At 63.7% G+C, this 21,177-nt stretch carries 22 protein-coding genes; 12 read left to right on the forward strand and 10 right to left on the reverse strand.

Going from position 1 to position 21,177, the window contains the following annotated elements; all coding sequences use genetic code 11:
* Window positions 1–28: 28 nt before the first annotated feature.
* The 4 genes from cyoD to ABIB80_RS37165 are packed head-to-tail and all read right to left on the reverse strand — an operon-like array spanning window position 29 to window position 3,879.
* Entirely contained in the window at window positions 29–418 is a 390-nt protein-coding gene (gene cyoD / locus ABIB80_RS37150) for a cytochrome o ubiquinol oxidase subunit IV (protein WP_007594086.1), read from the reverse strand.
* Window positions 415–1,056 carry a cytochrome (ubi)quinol oxidase subunit III gene (locus tag ABIB80_RS37155; RefSeq protein WP_354129415.1) on the reverse strand — a complete coding sequence of 214 codons (642 nt, stop codon included), beginning with the start codon at window positions 1,054–1,056 and terminating at the stop codon, window positions 415–417. The genes cyoD and ABIB80_RS37155 overlap by 4 nt, the downstream gene beginning before the upstream one ends.
* A complete protein-coding gene (gene cyoB, locus ABIB80_RS37160) occupies window positions 1,056–3,056 on the reverse strand; it encodes a cytochrome o ubiquinol oxidase subunit I (protein ID WP_007594088.1) in 2,001 nt (666 codons plus the stop codon). The genes ABIB80_RS37155 and cyoB overlap by 1 nt, the downstream gene beginning before the upstream one ends.
* Entirely contained in the window at window positions 3,046–3,879 is an 834-nt protein-coding gene (locus ABIB80_RS37165) for a cytochrome ubiquinol oxidase subunit II family protein (RefSeq protein WP_354129416.1), read from the reverse strand. Before ABIB80_RS37165 ends, cyoB begins: the two co-directional genes overlap by 11 nt.
* Window positions 3,880–4,103: 224 nt before the next feature.
* Here ABIB80_RS37165 and ABIB80_RS37170 point away from each other — a divergent pair, with 224 nt between their 5' ends.
* The 3 genes from ABIB80_RS37170 to ABIB80_RS37180 are packed head-to-tail and all read left to right on the forward strand — an operon-like array spanning window position 4,104 to window position 6,301.
* Window positions 4,104–4,925, forward strand: a complete 822-nt coding sequence (locus tag ABIB80_RS37170) for an SDR family NAD(P)-dependent oxidoreductase (protein ID WP_246649457.1) — start codon at window positions 4,104–4,106, stop codon at window positions 4,923–4,925.
* Window positions 4,926–4,944: 19 nt separating this feature from the next.
* Window positions 4,945–5,499: a carboxymuconolactone decarboxylase family protein gene (locus ABIB80_RS37175; protein WP_007594091.1), complete on the forward strand. Its 555-nt coding sequence runs from the start codon at window positions 4,945–4,947 to the stop codon at window positions 5,497–5,499.
* 1 nt (window position 5,500) lies between these two features.
* Complete coding sequence (locus tag ABIB80_RS37180) at window positions 5,501–6,301, forward strand: SDR family NAD(P)-dependent oxidoreductase (protein ID WP_354129417.1); 801 nt, start codon at window positions 5,501–5,503, stop codon at window positions 6,299–6,301.
* A gap of 182 nt (window positions 6,302–6,483) precedes the next feature.
* Here the strand turns inward: ABIB80_RS37180 and ABIB80_RS37185 are convergent, their stop codons facing one another.
* Window positions 6,484–7,821, reverse strand: coding sequence for a PQQ-dependent sugar dehydrogenase (locus ABIB80_RS37185; protein ID WP_354129418.1), 1,338 nt, complete (start codon window positions 7,819–7,821; stop codon window positions 6,484–6,486).
* Between the two features lie 227 nt (window positions 7,822–8,048).
* Here ABIB80_RS37185 and ABIB80_RS37190 point away from each other — a divergent pair, with 227 nt between their 5' ends.
* The 3 genes from ABIB80_RS37190 to ABIB80_RS37200 all read left to right on the forward strand — a co-directional run bounded on the left by ABIB80_RS37190 (window position 8,049) and on the right by ABIB80_RS37200 (window position 10,598).
* Window positions 8,049–9,239, forward strand: a complete 1,191-nt coding sequence (locus ABIB80_RS37190) for a urate hydroxylase PuuD (RefSeq protein WP_354129419.1) — start codon at window positions 8,049–8,051, stop codon at window positions 9,237–9,239.
* A gap of 146 nt (window positions 9,240–9,385) precedes the next feature.
* Window positions 9,386–10,243: a VOC family protein gene (locus tag ABIB80_RS37195; RefSeq protein WP_354129420.1), complete on the forward strand. Its 858-nt coding sequence runs from the start codon at window positions 9,386–9,388 to the stop codon at window positions 10,241–10,243.
* A 79-nt stretch (window positions 10,244–10,322) separates the two neighbouring features.
* Window positions 10,323–10,598: a hypothetical protein gene (locus ABIB80_RS37200; protein WP_007594098.1), complete on the forward strand. Its 276-nt coding sequence runs from the start codon at window positions 10,323–10,325 to the stop codon at window positions 10,596–10,598.
* Here ABIB80_RS37200 and ABIB80_RS37205 read toward each other — a convergent pair.
* On the reverse strand, window positions 10,595–11,629 hold the full coding sequence (locus ABIB80_RS37205) for a L,D-transpeptidase family protein (RefSeq protein ID WP_354129421.1): 1,035 nt from the start codon (window positions 11,627–11,629) through the stop codon (window positions 10,595–10,597). The two genes, ABIB80_RS37200 and ABIB80_RS37205, sit on opposite strands and share 4 nt — an antisense overlap.
* A 182-nt stretch (window positions 11,630–11,811) precedes the next feature.
* On the opposite strand from ABIB80_RS37205, the gene ABIB80_RS37210 reads away from it, so the two are divergent.
* Entirely contained in the window at window positions 11,812–12,768 is a 957-nt protein-coding gene (locus ABIB80_RS37210) for a lytic transglycosylase domain-containing protein (protein WP_354129422.1), read from the forward strand.
* A 49-nt stretch (window positions 12,769–12,817) separates the two neighbouring features.
* Here the strand turns inward: ABIB80_RS37210 and ABIB80_RS37215 are convergent, their stop codons facing one another.
* A complete protein-coding gene (locus tag ABIB80_RS37215; RefSeq protein ID WP_354129423.1) occupies window positions 12,818–13,942 on the reverse strand; it encodes a DUF1236 domain-containing protein in 1,125 nt (374 codons plus the stop codon).
* A gap of 102 nt (window positions 13,943–14,044) precedes the next feature.
* Between ABIB80_RS37215 and ABIB80_RS37220 the strand changes: the two genes are divergently transcribed.
* Window positions 14,045–14,530, forward strand: a complete 486-nt coding sequence (locus tag ABIB80_RS37220) for an NUDIX hydrolase (protein ID WP_354129424.1) — start codon at window positions 14,045–14,047, stop codon at window positions 14,528–14,530.
* Here ABIB80_RS37220 and ABIB80_RS37225 read toward each other — a convergent pair.
* Window positions 14,517–15,491 (reverse strand): Bug family tripartite tricarboxylate transporter substrate binding protein, encoded by a 975-nt coding sequence (locus ABIB80_RS37225; protein WP_354129425.1) that lies wholly within the window; start codon window positions 15,489–15,491, stop codon window positions 14,517–14,519. The two genes, ABIB80_RS37220 and ABIB80_RS37225, sit on opposite strands and share 14 nt — an antisense overlap.
* 440 nt (window positions 15,492–15,931) lie before the next feature.
* On the opposite strand from ABIB80_RS37225, the gene ABIB80_RS37230 reads away from it, so the two are divergent.
* Entirely contained in the window at window positions 15,932–16,534 is a 603-nt protein-coding gene (locus tag ABIB80_RS37230) for a hypothetical protein (RefSeq protein ID WP_354129426.1), read from the forward strand.
* 29 nt (window positions 16,535–16,563) lie between these two features.
* Complete coding sequence (locus ABIB80_RS37235) at window positions 16,564–16,821, forward strand: HGGxSTG domain-containing protein (RefSeq protein WP_007594111.1); 258 nt, start codon at window positions 16,564–16,566, stop codon at window positions 16,819–16,821.
* 52 nt (window positions 16,822–16,873) lie between these two features.
* Here the strand turns inward: ABIB80_RS37235 and ABIB80_RS37240 are convergent, their stop codons facing one another.
* Both ABIB80_RS37240 and ABIB80_RS37245 read right to left on the reverse strand, forming a co-directional pair.
* Complete coding sequence (locus ABIB80_RS37240; RefSeq protein ID WP_354129427.1) at window positions 16,874–17,050, reverse strand: hypothetical protein; 177 nt, start codon at window positions 17,048–17,050, stop codon at window positions 16,874–16,876.
* Entirely contained in the window at window positions 17,047–17,310 is a 264-nt protein-coding gene (locus ABIB80_RS37245; RefSeq protein WP_219685128.1) for a hypothetical protein, read from the reverse strand. Before ABIB80_RS37245 ends, ABIB80_RS37240 begins: the two co-directional genes overlap by 4 nt.
* 372 nt (window positions 17,311–17,682) lie before the next feature.
* Here ABIB80_RS37245 and ABIB80_RS37250 point away from each other — a divergent pair, with 372 nt between their 5' ends.
* On the forward strand, window positions 17,683–19,194 hold the full coding sequence (locus ABIB80_RS37250; RefSeq protein ID WP_354129428.1) for a CYTH and CHAD domain-containing protein: 1,512 nt from the start codon (window positions 17,683–17,685) through the stop codon (window positions 19,192–19,194).
* Between the two features lie 69 nt (window positions 19,195–19,263).
* A complete protein-coding gene (locus ABIB80_RS37255) occupies window positions 19,264–20,883 on the forward strand; it encodes an inorganic phosphate transporter (protein ID WP_354129429.1) in 1,620 nt (539 codons plus the stop codon).
* The last annotated feature ends 294 nt before the right edge of the window (window positions 20,884–21,177 follow it).

Consider the following 21,177-nt stretch of genomic DNA (forward strand, 5'->3'; position numbering starts at 1 on the left):
AAGCGGCTCTTCTTTTTTGCATAATGCGCTAGCGGCGCATTGGCATGATCTGATCCATGGCTGGCATGTTCGCATTCAGATGCGCCATGATCCAGACGGTGCCACCGACCACCAGGAACACGACCAGCAGCCCGAAGGCGAGCGCCAGCACGTTGTTGGTGTTATCGGGGCCGGTGGTGATGTGCAGGAAGAACACAAGGTGCACGCCCATTTGCGCGATCGCCAGCACGATCAGCGCGACGGGAATGGAAGGCTGCCAGACCAGATCCGTGCCGGCGATGAAGAACGAGGTCGCCGTCAGCAGCAGCGCAAGCACGAGACCGACCACATAGCCGAGAATCCTGGTGCCGACACTGTGTTGCTCTTCCTCGCCCGGCGCGAGGTCGTGTTCGGTCCGCATATGTGCCTGATCGCTCATACGCCACTCCCAAGCAAATAGACGACGGAGAAGACCCCGACCCAGACAATGTCGAGTGCATGCCAGAACAACGCAAAGCACATCATCCGGCGCAGCACGTCGGCACGAAAACCCTTTGCGAAGACCTGGGCCATCATGGTGAGGAGCCACGATATGCCGGCCGAGACGTGGAGGCCGTGGCAGCCGACCAGGGAGAAAAACGCAGTCAGGAACGCGCTGCGCGATGGGCCATAGCCTCGCGCGACGAGATCGGCGAACTCGCGAAACTCGATGACCAGAAAGATGAGGCCGAGCAAACACGTCACGGCCATCCCGAGATAGAACCAGAGCCGGTTGCGCACATCGGCCGCGATACTTGCCATGCCACAGGTGAAGCTCGACAGCAGCAGGCAGACCGTCTCGATCGCGACGTTTCGCTGCTCGAATATCTCCGAACCCTTCGGGCCGCCGGCGGTCTGGTCGGCCAGCACCGCATAGGCCGCGAAAAAGCAGGAGAACATCACGATGTCGGAGAGCAGGAAGACCCAGAAGCCATAGGCGGTCACGATGCGCTTCGGCGCCGGGCCGGGATGCTCGATGACGAGCCCGATGTGGTGGGGATCGGCGTGCGCACGGCCGGCGGTCGCGGTCATTGACATCAGACTGTCCCCGCCATGCTGACAAGACTGCGCCGCTCCTCGAGATTGACGCGGTCTATCGCTGCGACTTCCTCGGCCGGAATGACGTATTCGTCATGGTCGCGCCAGGCGAACACGACGAAGGTCGCGAACGCTCCGATACCGCCCAAAATCACCATCCACCAGATGTGCCAGATCAGCGCAAAGCCCATGACCGTGGCGAAGAACGCGCAGACGAACCCGGTCGGCGAGTTCCTGGGCATCTCGATGTCATGATACTCGGGCGCATCATGCTGGAGCGATTGCTGCTTGGCATGGGCCTTCAGATCCCAATAGGCATCCTCGCCGCGCACATCGGGATTGAAAGCGAAGTTGAAGACCGGCGGCGGCGACGACGTCGCCCATTCCAGCGAGCGGCCGTCCCAGGGATCGCCAGTGTGGTCGCGCAGGGCCTCGCGGTTGCGGATGCTGACCACGAGCTGCATGATCTGGCAGATCACGCCGATCGTCAGCACGGCCATGCCAACGGCTGCAACCAGCATCCAGGGCCGCCACGCCGCGACGTCATAGTGCTGCATGCGCCGCGTCATGCCCAGCATGCCGGCGACGTAGAGCGGGATGAAGGTGACATAGAAGCCGAGGAAAGTGAACCAGAACGCGAGCTTGCCCCAGCGGTCGTTGAGGCGAAAGCCGAACGCCTTCGGAAACCAGTATTCGAAGCCGGCGAAAGCGCCGAACAGCACGCCGCCGATGATGACGTTGTGGAAGTGCGCGACCAGGAACATGCTGTTGTGGAGGATGAAATCGGCCGGCGGCACCGCGACCAGCACGCCCGTCAATCCGCCGATAATGAAGGTGACCATGAAGCCTATCGACCACAGCATCGGCGTCTCAAAGCGGATGCGGCCGCCATACATCGTGAACAGCCAGTTGTAGATCTTCACCCCGGTCGGTATCGCGATGATCATGCTGGCGATGCCGAAGATGGCGTTGACGTCGGGGCCCGCGCCCATCGTGAAGAAGTGATGCAGCCAGACCATGAAGGAGATGACGCAGATCGCCATGGTCGCCAGCACCATCGAACGATAGCCGAACAGCGCCTTGCCGGAGAAGGTCGAAACCACCTCGGAGAAGATGCCGAAGGCCGGCAACACCAGGATATAGACCTCGGGATGTCCCCAGGCCCAGATCAGGTTCATGAACATCATGACATTGCCGCCGGCCTCGTTGGTGAAGAAGTGGAAGCCGAGATAGCGGTCGAGCAGCAGCATCGCGAGGGTGGCGGTCAAAATCGGGAAGGCCGCGACGATGAGAAGATTCGAGGCCAATGTGGTCCAGCAAAACATCGGCATGCGCAGATAGTTCATGCCTTTGGTGCGCAGCTTCAGCACCGTCGTCACGAGATTGATACCGGCCACCAGCGTGCCGACGCCGGATATCTGCAGCGACCACGCGTAATAGTCGACACCGACGCCCGGCGAGTAGGACAGTTCCGACAGCGGTGGAAACGCGAGCCAGCCGGTGCGGGCGAACTCGCCAATCACGAGCGAGAGATTGACCAGCAGCGCACCGGTCGCTGTCAGCCAGAAGCCGACCGAATTGAGCGTCGGGAAAGCGACATCCCGCACGCCAAGCTGGAGCGGCACGATGAGATTCATCAGCCCGATGACGAACGGCATCGCCACGAAGAAGATCATGATGGTGCCGTGCGCGGAGAATATCTGGTTGTAGTGCTCCGGTGGCAGATAGCCCTGCGACTGGTAGGCGACAGCCTGCTGGATCCGCATCATGATGGCGTCACTGCCGCCGCGCAGCAGCATCACCGAGGCCAGCAGGATATACATCACGCCGATCCGCTTGTGATCGACGCTGGTGATCCACTCGTGCCAGAGATAGGGCAGATGTCCCTTCACCACGACCCAGGCCAGCACGGCGAGAATCCCGACCAACACCACGGCGCCCGCGATCAGCGGTATAGGCTGGTCGAACGGGATCGCCGACCAGTCGAGTTTACCGAGCATCATGGCCTCCACTTTGCGCACGGCCTGCTTCAGATGCGAGCTCCGGGCCCGGTCCCGGCGGAATGTGCTGGGTCGCGATCAGGTCGAACAGCCGGGGATCGTCGAGCCTGTAGGTCGGCCTTCCCTTTTCGACGCCCTGCTGCATCAGCTTCTTGTAGCTGTCCTCATTGAGGACAGCATCGCTTTTCGCCGTGGTCGCCACCCAATCCGGAAAGGCGAGCGGCGAGATCACGTTGACGTCGAACATCATGTCCGGAAACCCGTCGCCGGAGAAATGCGCCGACAGGCCCTGCAGCTTGCCCTCGTTGTCGGCGCGCAGGTTCAGCTTCGTCACCATTCCGTTCATGGTGTAGATCATGCTGCCGAGCTGCGGGATGAAGAACGTGTTCATCACGCTTGACGACGTCAGCTGGAAATTCAGTTCGGCGCCCGCCGGCACCGTCAGGGTGTTGACGGTGGCGATGCGCTGGTCCGGATAGATGAACAACCATTTCCAGTCGAGCGAGACGGCCTGAATGCGGACCGGGCTGCCGGTGCCAGGCACGGGTGCTGCGGGATCGAGCTGATGCGAGCCGATCCAGGCGACGCCGCCGAGCAGGATCACGGTGAGCGCGGGGATCGCCCACACCACCATTTCCACCCGCCCGGAATAGACGAAGTCCGGCTGAAATTTTGCTTTCGGATTCGAGGCGCGAAACCAGAATGCAAAAGCCAGGATCGCGAAAATGGTCGGCACCACGATCGCGAGCATGATGAAGACGGAATCGACCAGGATGGTGCTGTTGGCCGCAGCCACAGGCCCTTGTGGATCGAGCAGATTCATCGGCAAGCCACTGGCGGTTGGGAAGCCCCGGGGCAGAGCCTAACGTGGGAACGGCTCCGGCAGCAAACGCGATCGTGTGAGGTCGGTTCCTAACGGGGCAGGTCGATCGTTCGCCCTTCTCGCGCGGCGGCATGCAATTCCATGCGATGTCAATGACATGAAAGCTGGAGCCCGGCCCTTCTCTCCGCTCGGGGCGATTGCTAGAGTGCACGAAAATATTCGGGATGAACGACATGCAGGGGCTCGAGGACGATCCCGGTCTCGCCGGCAAGGTGGCGCTGGTCACCGGCGGCGGCGCTGCGGGCGACGGCATTGGCAACGGCCGCGCGGCCGCAATTCTGCTGGCCCGCGCCGGCGCCAAAGTTCTGGTGGCCGATCGCGAGCTCAAGCTCGCTGAACGAACCGTCGAGATGATCGCAGCCGAAGGCGGCACGGCCGCGGCGCATGGCGGTGACGTCACCAGCGAGAGCGATTGCAGGACGCTGGTCGAAGCCACGCTTGACCATTGGGGCCGGCTCGATTTCCTCGACAACAATGTGGGCATCGGCAGCCGCGGCAGCGTGGTGGACGAAGCGCCCGAGCAGTATCGCCGCGTCATGCAGGTCAATGTCGAGAGCATGTTCCTGCTCTCCAAACACGCGATCCCTGCGATGATCAAGACCGCGCGGGGCGGCGCGATCGTCAACATCTCGTCGATCTCGGCGCTGCGGCCGCGCGGGCTCACGAGCTACACGACATCGAAGGCCGCCATCATCGGCCTCACCCGCGCGATGGCGGTCGATCACGGCCGCGACAACATCCGCGTCAACTGCATCTGCCCCGGGCCGATGTACACGCCGATGGTCTATGGCCGCGGCATGAGCGAACAGGCGCGCGCTCAGCGGGCCAAGGCGTCTTTGCTGAAAACGGAAGGCACCGGCTGGGACGTCGGCCACGCCGTCAAATTCCTGCTCAGCAATTTTGCGCGCTATATCACCGGACAGGTGCTGCTGGTGGACGGCGGGGTGACGCTGCAAGCGCCCGAACGCGAGTCACAAGAACACTAGCAAGGAAGGAAACACAGGGATGGCCCGCCTGCCCTATCTCGAGGCCGACCAGGTCGCGCCCGAATATCGCGACATGCTCAAGCGCAACACCAATTTGCACAAGCTGTTGGTCAACTCGCCGGAGATGGCGCGCGCCTTCAACGGCATCGGCGGATACATTCGCTTCAAGAGCAAGCTCGACCCGCGCCTGCGGGAGCTTGCGATCCTCCAGGTCGGCTGGATGGAGAAATCGGAATACGAGTTCACTCACCACGTGAAGATCGGCAAGGAGTTCGGCGTCACCGACGATGACATCGCCGGCCTGATGGCTGAGACCGACGGCAAACCCTCGACGCTCGAGCCACAGGCGAAGGCGATCCTGAAAGGTGCCCGCGAGATGGTACGCGAGCTCGCGATGTCGGACGCAACCTTTACCGAGATCAGGCAGCATCTCTCGGACGAGCACATGGTCGACCTCGTGCTGACCATCGCCTTCTATTGCGGCGTGGTGCGCGTGCTCGCCACCATGAAGATCGACAACGAGCCATATTACAAAGAGGTACTCCAGCAGTACCCGATCCCGGGAGTGAACTGACATGCGCGTGAAGGACAAGGTTGCGATTATCGTCGGCGCCGGCCAGAGGCCCGGCGAAGGCATGGGCAACGGCCGCGCCACCGCACTGACCTTCGCGCGCGAGGGCGCCAAGGTGCTGTGCGTCGATCATCATCTGGAATCGGCACAGGAAACCGCCGCCATGATCGCCGCGAAGCATGGCACCGCCGCGGCGTTCAAGGCCGACGTGACCAAGATCGCCGACATCGAGGCGATGGTCGCGGACGCGCAGGCGCGCTGGGGCCGGATCGACGTGCTGCACAACAACGTCGGCGTCAGCCTGTCCGGCGGCGACGCCGAGTTGCTTCAGATCACCGAGGAAGCCTTCGACCGTATCGTCGCGATCAATCTGAAGAGCTGCATTTGGGCGGCGAAAGAGGTGATCCCGATCATGCGCGCGCAAGGAAGCGGCGCGATTATCAACATCTCCTCGATGGCGGCGATCACCACCTATCCCTATGTCGCCTACAAGGCGACGAAGTCGGCGATGATCGCCTTCACCGAACAGCTCGCCTACCAGAACGCGGAACACGGCATCCGCGCCAACGTCATCCTGCCGGGCCTGATGAACACGCCGATGGCCGTCGACACCCGCGCCCGCGAATGGCACAAGACCCGCGCCGAAGTCGAAGCCGAGCGCGACAGCAAGGTGCCGCTGCGCAGGAAGATGGGCACGGGGTGGGACGTCGCGAATGCCGCGCTGTTCCTGGCCTCGGACGAGGCCAATTTCATCACGGGCGTGACATTGCCGGTGGATGGCGGGGCGAGTGTGAGACGGGGGTAGGCGCCGCAAGCGCAGTGCCTCTTCCTTCTCCCCTTGCGGGAGAAGGTGGCGCGAAGCGCCGGATGAGGGGTTCTCTCCGCACATGCACAAGGAGTTCGCGGATAGAACCCCTCACTCGTCTCGCCGCTATGCGGCGAGCCACCCTCTTCCCGCAAGGGGCGAGGGTACACCTCCACCGCGGCTCAGCGCACGCTTGTCACCCGCCAGATTGTCCCGTTGCCATCCTCCGACACCAGCAGCGATCCATCCTTCGCCACAGCAACACCGACCGGCCGCCCCCACACCTCGGTGTCGCTCACCACGAATCCCGTGACGAAATCCTCGTACTCGCCGGTCGGCTTGCCGTCCTTCATCCGGATGCGGATCACCTTGTAGCCGGTGCGCTTCGACCGGTTCCAGGAGCCGTGCTCCGCCGCGAAAGCATCGCCCTGGTATTCGGATGGAAACTGCGTGCCCTGATAAAAGGTCATGCCGAGCGAGGCCGAGTGCGGTTGCACCAGCACATCGGGTATCGTCACCTTGTCCTTGAGGTCCGGCCGCGCGCCGGCATGGCGCGGGTCTTCGTTGCCGCCGATATAGAACCACGGCCAGCCGTAGAACGCGCCTTCCTTCACGCTGGTCACATAGTCAGGCACGAGATCGTCGCCGAGCCCGTCGCGTTCGTTGGTCGAGCACCACGGCAGCCCGGTCTGTGGCTGGACCGCGAGTCCGACGCAGTTGCGGATACCAGTGGCGTAGATCTTCCGCTCCTTGCCATCAGGATTGAAGGCCAGCACGGCGGCGCGCTCGGTCTCGCTCGCCCACGCCGCACCAAGCGGATGGGTTTTCGACCACACATCCAATCCGCCCGGCGGCGTACCCATGCCCTCGGCGACGTTGCTGAGCGAGCCGACCGACACCAGCATGCGCTTGTTGTCAGGTGTGAAGACGATGTCGCGGGTGGAATGACCGCCGTCATGCGGCAGGCCCGCCACGATCGTCTCCGCCTTGCCGCGCGCCTTGAGATCGCCGGCCTGGTACGGAAAGCGGACCACGCTGTCGGTGTTGGCGACATAGACCCATTGCGGATTATCGCCGTTCGGAAAGAAGGCGATGCCGAAGGGCTGCCGCAGTCCGGCAGCGAACACCTCATTGGTCGCGGCCTTGCCGTTTTCGCCGGCGCGCATCACGCGGATGTTGCCCGCGCGCGTCTCGGCGACGAAGATATCGCCGTTCGGCGCCACGCGCACGATGCGCGGAGCCCGCAGGCCCTCGGCGAACAGCTCGATCTTGAAGCCGGTTGGCACCTGAAGCGCACCCTCCGGTGGGCGCGGCACCACGCGCGACGACCTCGCAACCGACCGCGTGGCGCCGGGCCTGACCAGATCCTGCGGCCGGATCAACCTGACCGTGCCGGGCTTGTCGGCCTGCCAATCGCCGTAGGCGTCCTTGCCCTGCAGCACCGGCTCAGCCTGTGCGCAGGTCACGACCGCGACCAGCCACCCGGCGGACATCGCTACGAACGAAATCCTGTTCCTCACGTCGTTTCCTCCCGGCCGTCACGTCTGGCGCATCAACGACGCGCAAACGTTCTGCGACAGGACAAATGCCTGCCGAATCCCACGTCAGCTCATGCCCGCACGATGTGCATCAGCCGCAGCCCATCGTACTGGAAAATGCGGCTGATCGGTGCGACACATTGTAAGGGCGGGCCGCCGGTTGCGGTCATCAAGGCTGCGGCATTGGGGTCGCATCTGTTGGGGTGATCATGTGGGGATCCATCATATCGGAATGGGCGAGCCTGCTGCTCCGCTGGCTGCACGTGGTCGCCGCGATCGCCTGGATCGGCAGTTCCTTCTATTTCATCGCCCTCGACCTCAGCCTTAGGCCCCGGCGCGATCTCCCCGACGGCGTGCAAGGCGAGGCCTGGCAAGTCCATGGCGGCGGCTTCTACCGGATCATGAAATATCTGGTCGCGCCTGCCCAGATGCCGGACGAGCTGACCTGGTTCAAATGGGAGGCCTACACCACCTGGCTGTCCGGCTTCGCGCTGATGGTGGTGGTGTATTATCTCGAGGCCGATTTGTTCCTGGTCGACAAGTCGATCCTCAACCTCACGCCATTCCAGGCCGGCCTGTTTAGCCTCTGCAGCCTCGCGCTGGCATGGCTGCTCTATGAAGGCGCCTGCCGCACCGGGCTCGCGCAACGCGAACTGCCCTTCGCCATCGGCGGCTATCTGTTCCTGGTCGCATTGACCTATGCTTTCACCCACGTGCTGAGCGGGCGCGGCGCATTCAACCAGATCGGGGCGATCATCGGCACCATCATGGTCGCCAACGTCTTCACGCTGATCATCCCGAACCAGAAGAAGATCGTAGCCGCCCTGCTCGCGGGACAGGCGCCCGATCCGAAGCTCGGCAAGTCAAGCAAGGAGCGCTCGGTTCACAACAACTATCTAACGCTGCCTGTCGTCGTGCTGATGATCAGCAACCACTATCCCCTGCTCTATGCCACGCGCTTCAACTGGATCATCGTCGCCATCATCCTGGCGCTCGGCCCCGTGATCCGGCACTTCTTCAACGAGGGGCATGCCGGGCGCAAATCGCCGTGGTGGGTGTGGGGCATCGCAGCGGCGGGCGTGATCGCGATCCTCTTCCTCTCCGCGGCCGGCCCGCGCGAGGTCAAGACAAGCGCGCTGTCGGCGCCGGTCACGGTGGCCAATGTCGAGGAGATCGTGACGTCACGGTGCAGCATGTGCCACGCCGCCGAGCCGGTCTGGGCCGGCATCGTGAGCCCCCCCAAGGGCATATTGCTCGACGCGCCCGAGCATATCCATCGCAACATCCGCCTGATCGGCCGCGTCGCCGCCTGGTCCAATGCGATGCCGCCGGGCAACATCACCGAAATGACCAGCGAGGAGCGCGCCATTCTCGCCGCCTATATCGAGCAGGCGCGCTGACGCCGTCGCGCGTCGATATCGCCTTTCGCGGAATGAAATTTCCGCATGTCCCGCCGATTTGAAAATGACTTGACCGCCTATCCAGCGTAGACAGGATTTGTGGCTGCCAACGGCGGTCCAGTCAGTTTGCATTCGGGGAAAGAACAGTGGCTCTCAAGAACGTCATCGGCATCGACCACGCCGTGGTCATGGTTCAGGACCTCGACAAAGCCGCCGAGAATTACCGGCAGCTCGGCTTCACCCTCTCGCCGCGCGGCACTCACAGCGCACATATGGGCACCGGCAACTACACCATCATGTTCGACCCGGATTATATGGAGCTGCTCGGCGTGCTCGCCGCGACCGAGCACAATGCACCCGCGCGTGCTTTCCTGGACCAGCGCGGCGAAGGCATCGAGCGCATCGCCTTCACTGCGGTCGATTCCGCTGCCGGCGCAGAGGAAATCCGCGCACGCGGCCTGGAGCCGATCGGCCCGACCGATTTCGAAAGGCCCGTGACGCTGCCCGATGGCACGATCTCGGCGGCGAAATTCCGCACCTTCATGTGGCCGACCGCGGAAGCGCCCGGCGGCGTGCGCATTTTCGCTTGCCAGCACAAGACGCGGGAGACGGTGTGGATTCCCGAGCTGATGAAGCACGCCAATGCGGCCAAGCGGATCAAGCAGACATTGATCGCGACGCCCGAACCCGCGAAGGAGGCCGCGCATCTGGGACGGCTGATCGACCGCGAGCCGAAGAATGAAACCGACGACGCTGTGACCGTGGCCTCCGGTGGCGATCGGGCCGATTTCGTTTACTTGACGCTGGAGCAGCTCGGCAAACGCTATCCCGGCGTGCCGCTCGCGGGTCTTTCCGAACGCGGAGGCGCTGCCCTGGTGCTCGTGAGCGGCGATCTCGCGGCCACCGAGAAGGCGCTTGGTTCGGCAGCGGTGCGCAGCGGGTCTGCGATCTGCGTGCCGCCGGCCAAGGCGAACGGCACTCTGCTCGCCTTTGTTGCCGGCTGATTTGAACTAATTCTTTAACAAGCGTTTTACCGGGCCGTCCTAGGCTCCTGGGCTACCCGCGCCTTCAGGGGCCAAGCGCATGTTCAAAGAGAAATCGCCGATCGCCTATGACGCGCCGGCCGAACTGAAGAAGTGGCCGTCGCTGAAAGGCGAGAGGCAGAAGGATCGAGGTCCGCCCTATCTCGTCTACGACGGCACGCTCGCCGACTGCGTCCGCGAGCTCATGGGCAAGCCGATCAAAGGCATCTCGCTTTACGACATCATGACGAGGCCGCAAGCAGCGTTCGACCAGACCGTGCTATCGCCCGGCGATGCCGCCGAGATCGCGATGCGCAAGGACTTTCCCAAAGACTAGTTCGAGGCGCGCCTGCCGACGGACTTCCGCCGCTGCTCGGACGAGGAGTCCGTCGGCGCATCCAGGAAGACCACCGGTGTGCCGCGCTTGACGTGCTCGCCCAGCGCGCGCACGTCCCAATTGGTCAACCTGACGCAGCCATGCGACGCCGACTTGCTGACCCTGTCGGGCTCCGCCGTTCCGTGGATGCCGTAACCCTGCGCGGACAAGCCGATCCAGTATGCTCCTACCGGATTGTTCGGGCCCGGCTGAACATCGAACGGCTTTTTCGATTTGACGCTTCTGAACTTGTAGTCGGGGTTGTAGTGATAGACCGGATTCTCGTGGGCGCTGGTGACCTTGAGCGTACCGCTCGGCGTCGGACGATCCGGACTTCCGATTGACGCGGGATAGAATGCGATGAGGGTGCCGCCCTCGTCGAATGCTTTCAGCGTGCCGTTCTTCTTGTCGATGTCGAGCCGCGCGATGTGCGGCAGCTCTCGCCGCGCCGGAACGTTTGCAACGACGATGGTCTCTCCGGCCTTGTCGAAGGCCTTGTCCGGGTTGAGCGCCCTGAGCAGATCGGCGCTCATGTGGAATTTCTCGGCAAGCCCTTCGAGCGGACTGGTGTAGCTCAGCGCCTTCAGCGGCTTCATGTCATCAAGCTTGCCGGGCAGCTCCTTCAGAAACGGCCCCTTCACATCCGCATCCGTGATCTTGTATTCGATCAGGATCGGGCCTTCGCTCGCGGCGTTCAACTTATCCCAAAGCTCCGGTGCGATCGTTTTGTCGGATGCAACGCCGTTCTGCTCGGCGAATGCCTTCAGCGCCTTCTGCGCGTTCTCCCCGAGCTTGCCGTCGATCTCCCCCGGCGAGAACCGCGCACGGTCGAGCAAAATCTCAAGCTTCACGATCGATGCGTTGAGCTTATCGGCAGCAATTTGCTTTGCGGGACGCGCAGCGTCGTTCACCGCTGCTGGATCAAGATTGCCTGCAAGCGCCGCAGAGATCACCGACAGCGAAATCACCGCGCCAAGCATCCATCGCATCATCTCGCTCGTCCCAATTCGCCATGCCCGCAAATTCGCGGAGACAAGAGTTTCCCGGCGGGAACACCGTAGTAACACCGGCGGAACCGGTGAGACCGCAGCTTTGCCGCAATCGCACGGTTAAGAACTCCTTATCGCCGGCGCACCGCTGGCCGTTCACCCACAGTTCGAGGTTGCTCCAGCAAATGCGATTTGTCGTCGCGGCTTGCGCCGCGTTCATGATTCTGATGTGCGACTTCGATCCGTCGGTGTCCCGCCAAACGTCAGCCTTCGATCACACCGTTCTTCAAAACACTCAGGCCTCGCCACTTGTTCCGGTGGTCGAACTGTTCCTCGCAAGCGTGCAGGCGCTTGAGCTCGCCAATGCGCGTGCGGCCTATGAGGAGATGCCCGAGCCGCCGGATACGGTCGAACCCGTCGCGCAGGCGCCGGTTTCGCCGACGGAGCGCTTCTGCCACGCGCTTCGCGGAGCGGCCGAAGCCAGCGGCATTCCGGTGCCGTTCTTCGCACGTTTGATCTGGCAGGAGAGCCGCTTCAAGTCGAACGAGGTCAGCCAGGCCGGCGCGCAAGGCGTCGCACAGTTCATGCCGCAAACGGCAGCGGAGGTCGGGCTGGATGATCCGTTCGATGCGATGAAGGCGCTGCCGGCGTCGGCCAAATTCCTGCGCAAGCTACGCGACGATTTCGGCAATCTCGGACTTGCCGCAGCCGCCTACAACGCAGGCCCCGGCCGGATCCAGAAATGGCTTGCCAAAGAGAGCGAGCTGCCGCGTGAGACACGCGACTATGTCCGCATCATCACCGGCACCAGGGCCGAGGACTGGACCGAGCGCGCGGAAGCCCTCGCGATCCGGATCGACCTGCCGCGCGAAGCTCCCTGCGAGGGCATCGGCAGCCTGTCCAAGACGAAAGACGTCGCCTGGGTTCCGGTGAACCTGACGCCCTCGGTCACGACCATCATTCGCAAGGCGGAGCAACTGGCGGCGCGATTGACGGCCAGCCGCGCACGCAAGCGGCTCGCGTCCCTGATCCGGAAGAGCACCCACGGTAAGGCACGCAACATGATCGCCGCGCGCGCGGCGGGAAAGAGCGCGAAGGCCCGCGCCATCCGTTTTGCGGCGCGCGAACGATCTTCGGGCTGATGCGAAATCCGGAAGCTGCTCGATGGAGCGGCTTCCGGTGGTCCGCGAACTAGTCGATCTCCTCGATGATGCGGCGTTCGCTGGGCTCGACGACATAGGTCCGCGTATCGCGGTGGATGTAGCGGTACTCGCGCAGGTCGGGCGCGTCCCGGTAGACGCTGCTCGGGAATTCCTCGACCTCGACACTCTCGGGAACGCGGTCACCAACATGGATTTCGGACCGCGCAGTGCTGCCGGTGGTCTGTCGTTCGCTCCGTCCCTCGGTGCGGGTCTTCGCATGCTTGCGGATCACTTCGCGATCGCGATCCGAAAACTTGCTGGCGCTGCGCTCGCGCGTGGTCGTCGTTGTCGCGGTGGATTGTCCCGAGTAAGGCAGCACCGTCACGATCTTGTATGTCGCCGGATCGACCACCACGATCTCATCCTTCACCAGCGCAAAGCTGTAGCCGCGATATTGCGGCACGATCTCGACCACGTCGGGCGGCAGCGTCGACAGCTGGACATCGCGCGGCACCACCGTGCCGACGTTGAGCGAGAAATTGACGCTGGTCAGCGGCCGCACGTTGAGATGGGAGATGGACGCGCTGATCTTGGTCTCCTGCTGCTTGTCGAGGTTGACGTTAGTGCGGGCGGCGGTCTGTGAATTGGCGCCGGTCCGCTCGCCCTGCGCCTGATTGCTGCTCGGCGCGTTTGGCGATTGCTGGGCCTGGTTGGTTCCAGATGCACCGGGCGCCTGCTGGGCCTGATTGGTATTGTTCGACGGAGGGTTGGAGCGATCCTGCGTCTGGTTCGCGTTCGCCGCCGACGGATTGGCGCTCTGCTGCGAGGCGGGCTGGTTGCCGGCCGCGTTCGAATTTGCCGTACCGCTGGGCGGCCGGGAGGACGTGTCCGCGCTATTGGTAGCGTTGGTCCCGGACGGGGAATTGGCAGACCCGGAAGACGGTGTGGTCGCCTGGGTATTCTGCGTCGACGCTGCCGGCGTTGATGATTGCTGCGGCTGCGACGTGGTCTGTTGCGTTTGTGCCGCGCCAGAGGGCGACGTGTTGGACGGAGCTGCGGAATTCGACTGGGATTGCGGCGTCTGCTCGGATTTGGTGTTCGTGCTTGGCGATTGCGCAAAGGCGGCGTTCGCCAGCACCAGCCCTAAGGCCGTCGTTGCCAACAGGCGGATCATGGTTCACTCCCTTGTTCGGTCAAAGCGTTGGCTATTAACCTGCGCTAAAATCGTCTGTTCCACTTTTTCCCGAGCGAATGCGCCGCCTGCACGGAACCTGCGATGCCATCGAAAAGTGCCGGGATCATTGCCTATCGGGAACGCGGGGAGCTCGAGGTCCTGCTCGTTCATCCCGGAGGACCATTCTGGCGCAACAAGGACCTCGGTGCCTGGTCGATCCCGAAGGGCGAGTATGCGGACGGAGAAGACGCAGATATCGCCGCGCGACGGGAGTTTGCCGAGGAGCTTGGACTTGAGCTGTCCACGCCGCTGACTTCGCTTGGTCAGGTCAAGCAGCGCGGCGGCAAGATCGTCACCGCGTTCGCAGCCGAGTTCGACATCGATTTGCGCAGCATTCGCAGCAACAGTTTCGAGATGGAATGGCCGCCGCGCAGCGGCAAACGTCAGACCTTCCCGGAGGTCGATCGTGCCGAATGGTTCACGCTCGCAGCAGCGCACGGGAAGATCAACACAGGACAGCGCCCGCTGCTCGAGCGGCTGGCTGAGGTGGTCGGCATCACGCCAAGCAGACGCCCTACTCCGCCTTGATGTTTGCCGCCGCCACGACTTCGGCAAGCTCCTTGGTCTCCTTCGCGATCTTGGCGGTGTACTCGGCCGGACTGAGCACGCTGACGACGCCCTGCGTCTCCAGCCGCTCACGTAACACGGGATCGTTGGCGGCGGCGGCGATCTCCCGGTGCAGCATCTCGAGCGTCGGCGCGGGCGTTGCCTTCGGCATGAAGAAGCCGACCCAGAACGAGATGTCGAAGCCGGGATAGCCGGCTTCCGCGACGGTCGGCACATCAGGCAGCGCCGGCAGCCGCTCGGCTGAGGACACCGCGAGCGCGCGCAGCTTACCGGCCTTCACCAGCGGCACGGCGGACAAGGGATCGAACACCGCCAGGACCTCCTGCGCGAGGATGCCGACCTCGGACGCCGCACCACCGCGATAAGGCACGTGGATCATCCTGACGCCGGCTTTCTGGCTGAGCAGCTCCATGGCGAGATGGGCGAGGTTGCCGTTGCCGCCCGAGCCGTAGGCAAGCGCGCCGGGCGCAGCCTTTGCCGCGGCGACGAGATCAGCGACGGTGTTGATGTTGGCCGTCTTGGGATTCTCCGGGTTGACCACGAGCACGAGCGGCGCCGACACGACGGTGGTGAGCGGCGCAAAATCCTTTTCCGGGTCGTAGCGGATATCCCTGAACAGCGTCTTGTTGAGCGTGATCGTGGATGAGTTGCAGGCCAGCATCGTGTAGCCGTCGCCTTCCGCATGCGCGACGCCTTCGGCCGCGATCATGCCGTTGGCGCCGGCGCGGTTCTCGACCACGAAGGCTTGTCCGAGCTTGTTACTCAGCCGATCGGCGACGATGCGCGCGACGACGTCGACCGGGCCGCCCGCGCTGAAGCCGACCATGATCTTGACCGGCCGCACCGGATATTTTTGCGCGAGGGCCTCCGTCGTCACGCACAATCCGGCGACGATCGCCAGCAGGCGAAGCGTTCGTTGCATTCGTTCTCTCCCCAGACAAATCGCAGCCGCTTTGCATGATGCGGCGGATTCGCGAATCATGATGAGCGGCCGTGCCGGATTTCGCAATCGCGTTTGCAGGCCGGCATTCCGTCGCGCGGCAGGTCGGAGCAGCTTCAAAACAAAAAACGCGAAAACAACCCCATGCACAGTAGCCGGCACCTGCAAGAACAAGGACTTGCACGGAGAAGGATTTGCACGAACGAGGATTGCGCGCTTCGCAATCTTCGTTTGACTCGTCGGGCAAAACACCGGCAGAATGCCATCATCGCAACATTCGCCTGCGTCCACGCCGCCCGACTACGGGGCGCCTCGCGGCAATTGTGCGTAAGCCCTTCATCAACATCCCGAAAATCCCACAGGCGCGCAGCGAGCGATCGATGTCGCGCGCAATGAGCCCGCTCGGGCAAAGGACACAGCACATGACGACATCTGCGAAACGCCACAGCACGCTGCCGGTTGCGGCAAACGATCGCAGCGGCCCCGCCGCGAGCCCGCGGATCAAGCTCTACAAGCGGGGGATTGCGATCCTTCATGCCGACCCGCAAGCCGGCGAACGGCTGCTGGCCGAGGCGCTCGGCGCCGCCGACCGCGACGCGCTGCATGGTCTGCTAAGCCAGTTGGTGAAGGCCAGCGTGATCGGGCGCAAGCCCGATGAAGCCAACCTCGCCTTCCTGATCTCACTGGTGAAGAATATCGCGCCGAAGGACTCGATCGAGGCCATGCTCGCGGTGCAGATGGTGTCCGTTCACGCCGCAGCGATGCGCTCCGCCTGCCGCCTCGCCCTCACCGATGACATCCCGCAGCAGGAGAGCCTCACACGCGCGCTGACCCGGCTGGCCCGCACCTTCGCAAGCCAGATCGAGGCACTGAGCCGCCACCGCAATAACGGCGATCGCGCGATCACGGTCCGGAATTTGTCGGTGCAGGACGGCGGCAGGGCGATCGTAGGCAACGTCACGCAACACGCCAGCATGATCGTCGCGGAGCCGAACGTTGACGTAGAGGACGGCGCCATCGCATGAGCAGCGATCACGTTCGCAACACCAGCCCGATGCAAGCGAGCCGCCGCTGCGGCGCAAGGGCTCGTAGTGGTACCCCCTGTTGCGCGCCGGCGGTGCGCGGCAAGAGTCGATGTCGCATGCATGGCGGCGCCGCAAGGACAGGCGCGCCGCCCGGCAACCGCAATGCGCGGAAGCATGGGATGTTCACGGGGGAAGCGGTCGCGGAGCGGAACAACGTTCGGACGCTGCTGGATCAGGCAGGCGAACTGCTTCGCGAACTAAGCCGCGCCAGTCCGTCGGCGGAATGACAGCGAACGGCTGTTGCGCGTAGCGTCGATCGCGACCGTGGATATCCGGAGGTCACGGCGACCATCGATCGTGCTCCTCGCGGTAGGCATGCTCGTTGAGACGGTCGGCGACCTCCTCCGCCACCGGCTCGCTTTCGGCGTCCGCAAGCGGTTCGCCCTTGTTGGTCTTGACGGTCGTCTTGCTGGTCTCAACCGGGAAGTCATCTGGATGGATCGCGGGCTTTTTCATGGCTCGTCCTTCGGTGGCGGTTCGTCAACCAATTCAAACATCGGCTCGAGATCGTCTCTCGCCTGCCTCAAGACGCTGGCCGCGCGCTGCACATCGGCGCCGCCGCTGTCGACGAGATTCGCGTGCCAAGTCCTTCCCACGCCGGTGATCTCAACCGGCGTGATCGCGATCTCCTTCACGAGCTCGCAGTCTGGATGCGCATGGACAATGGCAAGCACCCCGGCCGTGAGGTCTCGAACGGTGATCGCGGTTCTGGACATCGACGTATTTGCTCTCCGGTCAATCGCTGCAGCAAGCCTGGCTCTCGGCAGGATCCGCCCGGCTCAATCCGACGCCGTCCTTGCCGAATCCGCGCGACTGGTACGGGTTCCTTCGCCGGTATCCAGACGATAAAGCGCAGCAGCACCGCCAGCGAGGATGAGCACGATGATCAGGATCGCAATTGCGTTCGTTCGCCTCAAGGCTGCCTCCTTCAATCGTGGTGCTGCTCCTCAATCGAGCACGCTGGCGCCGGGTTCCGTGAAGCTTCCATGACTTGCGGCGCCCCTAATCGCCAGCCGCTTTGAAGTGCTCGCAGCATCGGAACTTCCCGCGGGTGCGCCACTTTGAATGGGCAACGGAAAGATCCAGCCATGAATGCAGAAACGGAACTGAAATTCCGGATTTCACCGCACAAACTGTCGTCGATTTTGCGGAGCGGCGCTGCGGGCCAGCGCCGCGACAAATCCGAGCAGACGCTGGTGTCGACCTACTACGATACGAACAGGCACAAGCTGAGGCGCCACGGCCTAACGCTACGCGTTCGCAAGATCGAGGACCGCTACGTGCAAACCGTCAAAGCAGGCAGCGCGGGCGGCATAAGGCGCGGAGAATGGGAGCACGAGGTCTCCGGCACAAATCCCGATCTTGCCAAGACCAGCCATACACCGCTCCGGCGCCTTGCTACGGGGAAACTTCCCCGCAAGCTGAAGCCGGTATTCCAGACCGACATCCGTCGGATGGCGCAGGCCCGCCGCGTACGAAAGAGCCAGATCGAACTCGCCGTCGACCGGGGCCGCATCAGCGCCGGGCGGCGGTCACGGCCCGTTGCCGAACTGGAGCTGGAACTCAAATCCGGACATGTCGCGGACCTGTTCCGCCTCGCGCGCCATCTCGAACGCCGAACGGGGGCCGAGCTTGATCTGCGCTCCAAGGCCGAGCGCGGTTACCAGCTCGTCGCGAACAGCGGCGGCGGCGCGCAACATGCCGAGGCGATCGAGCTCATTCCCGAGCAATCGCCGCACGAGGCATTCCGCGTGATCGCGCATTCGACGCTGCGTCACATCACGGCGAACGCCGATCCGGTGCGTGACCTCGATGCCGAGGGCGTTCATCAGATGCGCGTCGGGCTGCGGCGCCTGCGCGCGGCGATTTCGCTGTTCGGCGACATCCTGCCGCGAGCAAGCACGGCGCGGATCAAGGCCGAACTGAAATGGCTCACCGACGAACTGGCGCCTGCGCGTGAAATCGACGTGTTTCTGAAGGAGAGCATACAGCCGATCACCAGGCACGGCGTCCCGGCACGCGGCGCACGGGCGATCCGCGAGAGGTTCTCAAGGCAAAGGATGGCGGCTTTCAAGCGCGCCCGCGACGCGGTCGCGGCGGCGCGTTACCGCCGCCTGCTGATCGATACGATCGAGTGGATCGAAGCCGGACGGCCTCGCGTCGATGACGACCGCTCGATCGCCGCCTACGCCGCGGAGGTGCTGGATCGGCGCATCAGGAAGGCGCGAAAGCAAGGCAAGCGACTGAATAATCTCGATCCGGTGCAACGCCACAAGCTGCGGATCAAGATCAAGAAGATTCGCTATGCAACCGACTTCTTCAGCAGCCTTTACGGCGATCGCGGCCAGAGGGAGCTTGCAGCTCTTTCCGGCCGGCTGAAGCAGATTCAATCGGCCCTGGGATCGCTGAACGACTTCATGACACACCGCAAACTGGCGACCGAGGCTGCGCTGGCGGCGCCGCCTGCACACCGCCGCGCCCAGGCTTTCACATCGGGGGTCATCGTCGGCCAGGAACGCGAGGCCGCCGATGGCCTGATGAAGGACGCGGCAAAGGAGCTGCACCGGTTGCGCCGGCTGCGCGCCGTGCCCAGCGGCTGAGCTGAGGCTCCCATGGATTTCCTGATCCGCCGGGATCATCGCTGACAGACTGACCGCCGAGCAATCCCCATGTCCGATCTCGCACTCAACGATGCACGTCCGGCCGCGCAAGCCGCCGCCAAACCCGACCTCCACAAGAAACCCCATGTCAGCATGGTGGCGGTCTTCCTGCTCTTCCTCGTCAGCGGCATCGGCTATGCCGCCTACGGCATCTTCACCGATACGCAAAGCGTCGGCGAGCCACTCGCGATCAGTGCGCTGCTGCTGCTGGGCGTCGCCCTCATGATCGCACTCGGCTTCGAATTCGTGAACGGCTTCCATGACACCGCCAATGCAGTCGCGACCGTCATCTACACCCACAGCCTGCCGCCGCTGACCGCGGTGATCTGGTCGGGCGTGTTCAACTTTCTCGGCGTGCTCGTTTCCACCGGCGCGGTGGCCTACAGCGTGATCACGCTGTTGCCGGTCGACCTGATCCTCCAGGTCGGCAGCGCCGCCGGCTACGCCATGATCTTCGCCCTGCTGATCGCGGCAATCATCTGGAATCTCGCGACCTGGTCGATGGGCATCCCGAACAGCTCGTCGCACTGTCTGATCGGATCGATCATGGGCGTCGGGCTTACCAACGAGCTTCTCGCCCCCGCCGGGCAGGCCACGTCGGGGGTCGACTGGACCCAGGCCATGAGCGTGGGCAAGGCGCTGCTGTTCAGTCCGGTGGTCGGCTTCGCGTTGTCGGCCTTGCTGCTGCTGTTGCTGAAGGCTGTCGTTCCCGTGCCGAAGCTGTACCAGGAGCCGAAGGGCAAGACGCCGTGGTGGATCCGCGGCATCCTGATCCTGACCTGCACCGGCGTGTCCTTTGCGCATGGCGGCAATGACGGGCAGAAGGGCATGGGCCTCATCATGCTGATCCTGATCGGCGTGGCGCCGACCGCCTACGCTCTGAACCGGACCATGCCGGATTCGAGCACGCCGGCGTTCTTCGACATCACCAGCAAGGCGAAGTGGGTGTTCGCGGCGCATGCACAAGGCGCTCAGCAGGTCAGTCCGAACGATGCACGCGGCCTGATCGGGACCGCGCTCAAGACCCGGAACCTGAACCGGCCGGACGTGTTCGCAGCGCTCGCAAGCCTGTCCGACGAGGTCGCCAATGGCGTGAAGAGCTACGGATCGATCAGCCGGGTTCCGGCGGCGGCGACGGCCAATATGCGCAAAGACATGTACCTGGCGGCCGACGCCATCCGTCTGCTGCCCGAGGCGGGCGCCAAGCTCGAGCCGGGCGATGCCGCGATCCTGAAGAACTATCGCACCAGCCTGGAAGACGGCACGCGCTTCATTCCCACCTGGGTCAAGGTCTCGGTCGCGATCGCGCTTGGCCTCGGCACCATGGTCGGCTGGCGGCGGATCGTCGTGACGGTCGGTGAGCGCATCGGCAAGCAGCACCTGACCTACGCGCAAGGTGCTTCGGCCGAGCTGGTGGCCGCCGGCACCATCCTCGGCGCTGAGTTTTACGGCATGCCGGTGTCGACCACGCATATCTTGTCCAGCGGCGTCGCCGGCACCATGGCGGCCAACGGCTCGGGGCTGCAGACGGGCACGATCAGGAACATCGTGTTGGCATGGGTTCTGACATTGCCCGCGGCCATGCTGATCGCCGGCCTGCTGTATATGATGTTCCACGCCGTGATCTGACCGTTCGCCATCTGCAACGATGGTCTGTCGGCGCGCCACTTGCGCACGGGCCGCCCGATCGTGTAACGCCACCGAAAAGCTGATCGGGACGGGACGCTGATGGGGACCGCGCCACCAACGACGCGGGCGGTGCCCGCGCGCTGATCCTTGCGTTGCTCGCATTGGAGCGAGATCAAAATAGCTGTCTTCTCACCCGCCGGAAGTGTTTAGACCGGACAGATCACTGACAGGTGTTCGGAGACATAGCTGACACATCAAAATGGGCTGGTCTGGTCGATTCGGGAGGCCGTCCAT

The sequence above is a fragment of the Bradyrhizobium sp. i1.15.2 genome (assembly GCF_040548425.1).
Taxonomy (GTDB): domain Bacteria; phylum Pseudomonadota; class Alphaproteobacteria; order Rhizobiales; family Xanthobacteraceae; genus Bradyrhizobium; species Bradyrhizobium canariense.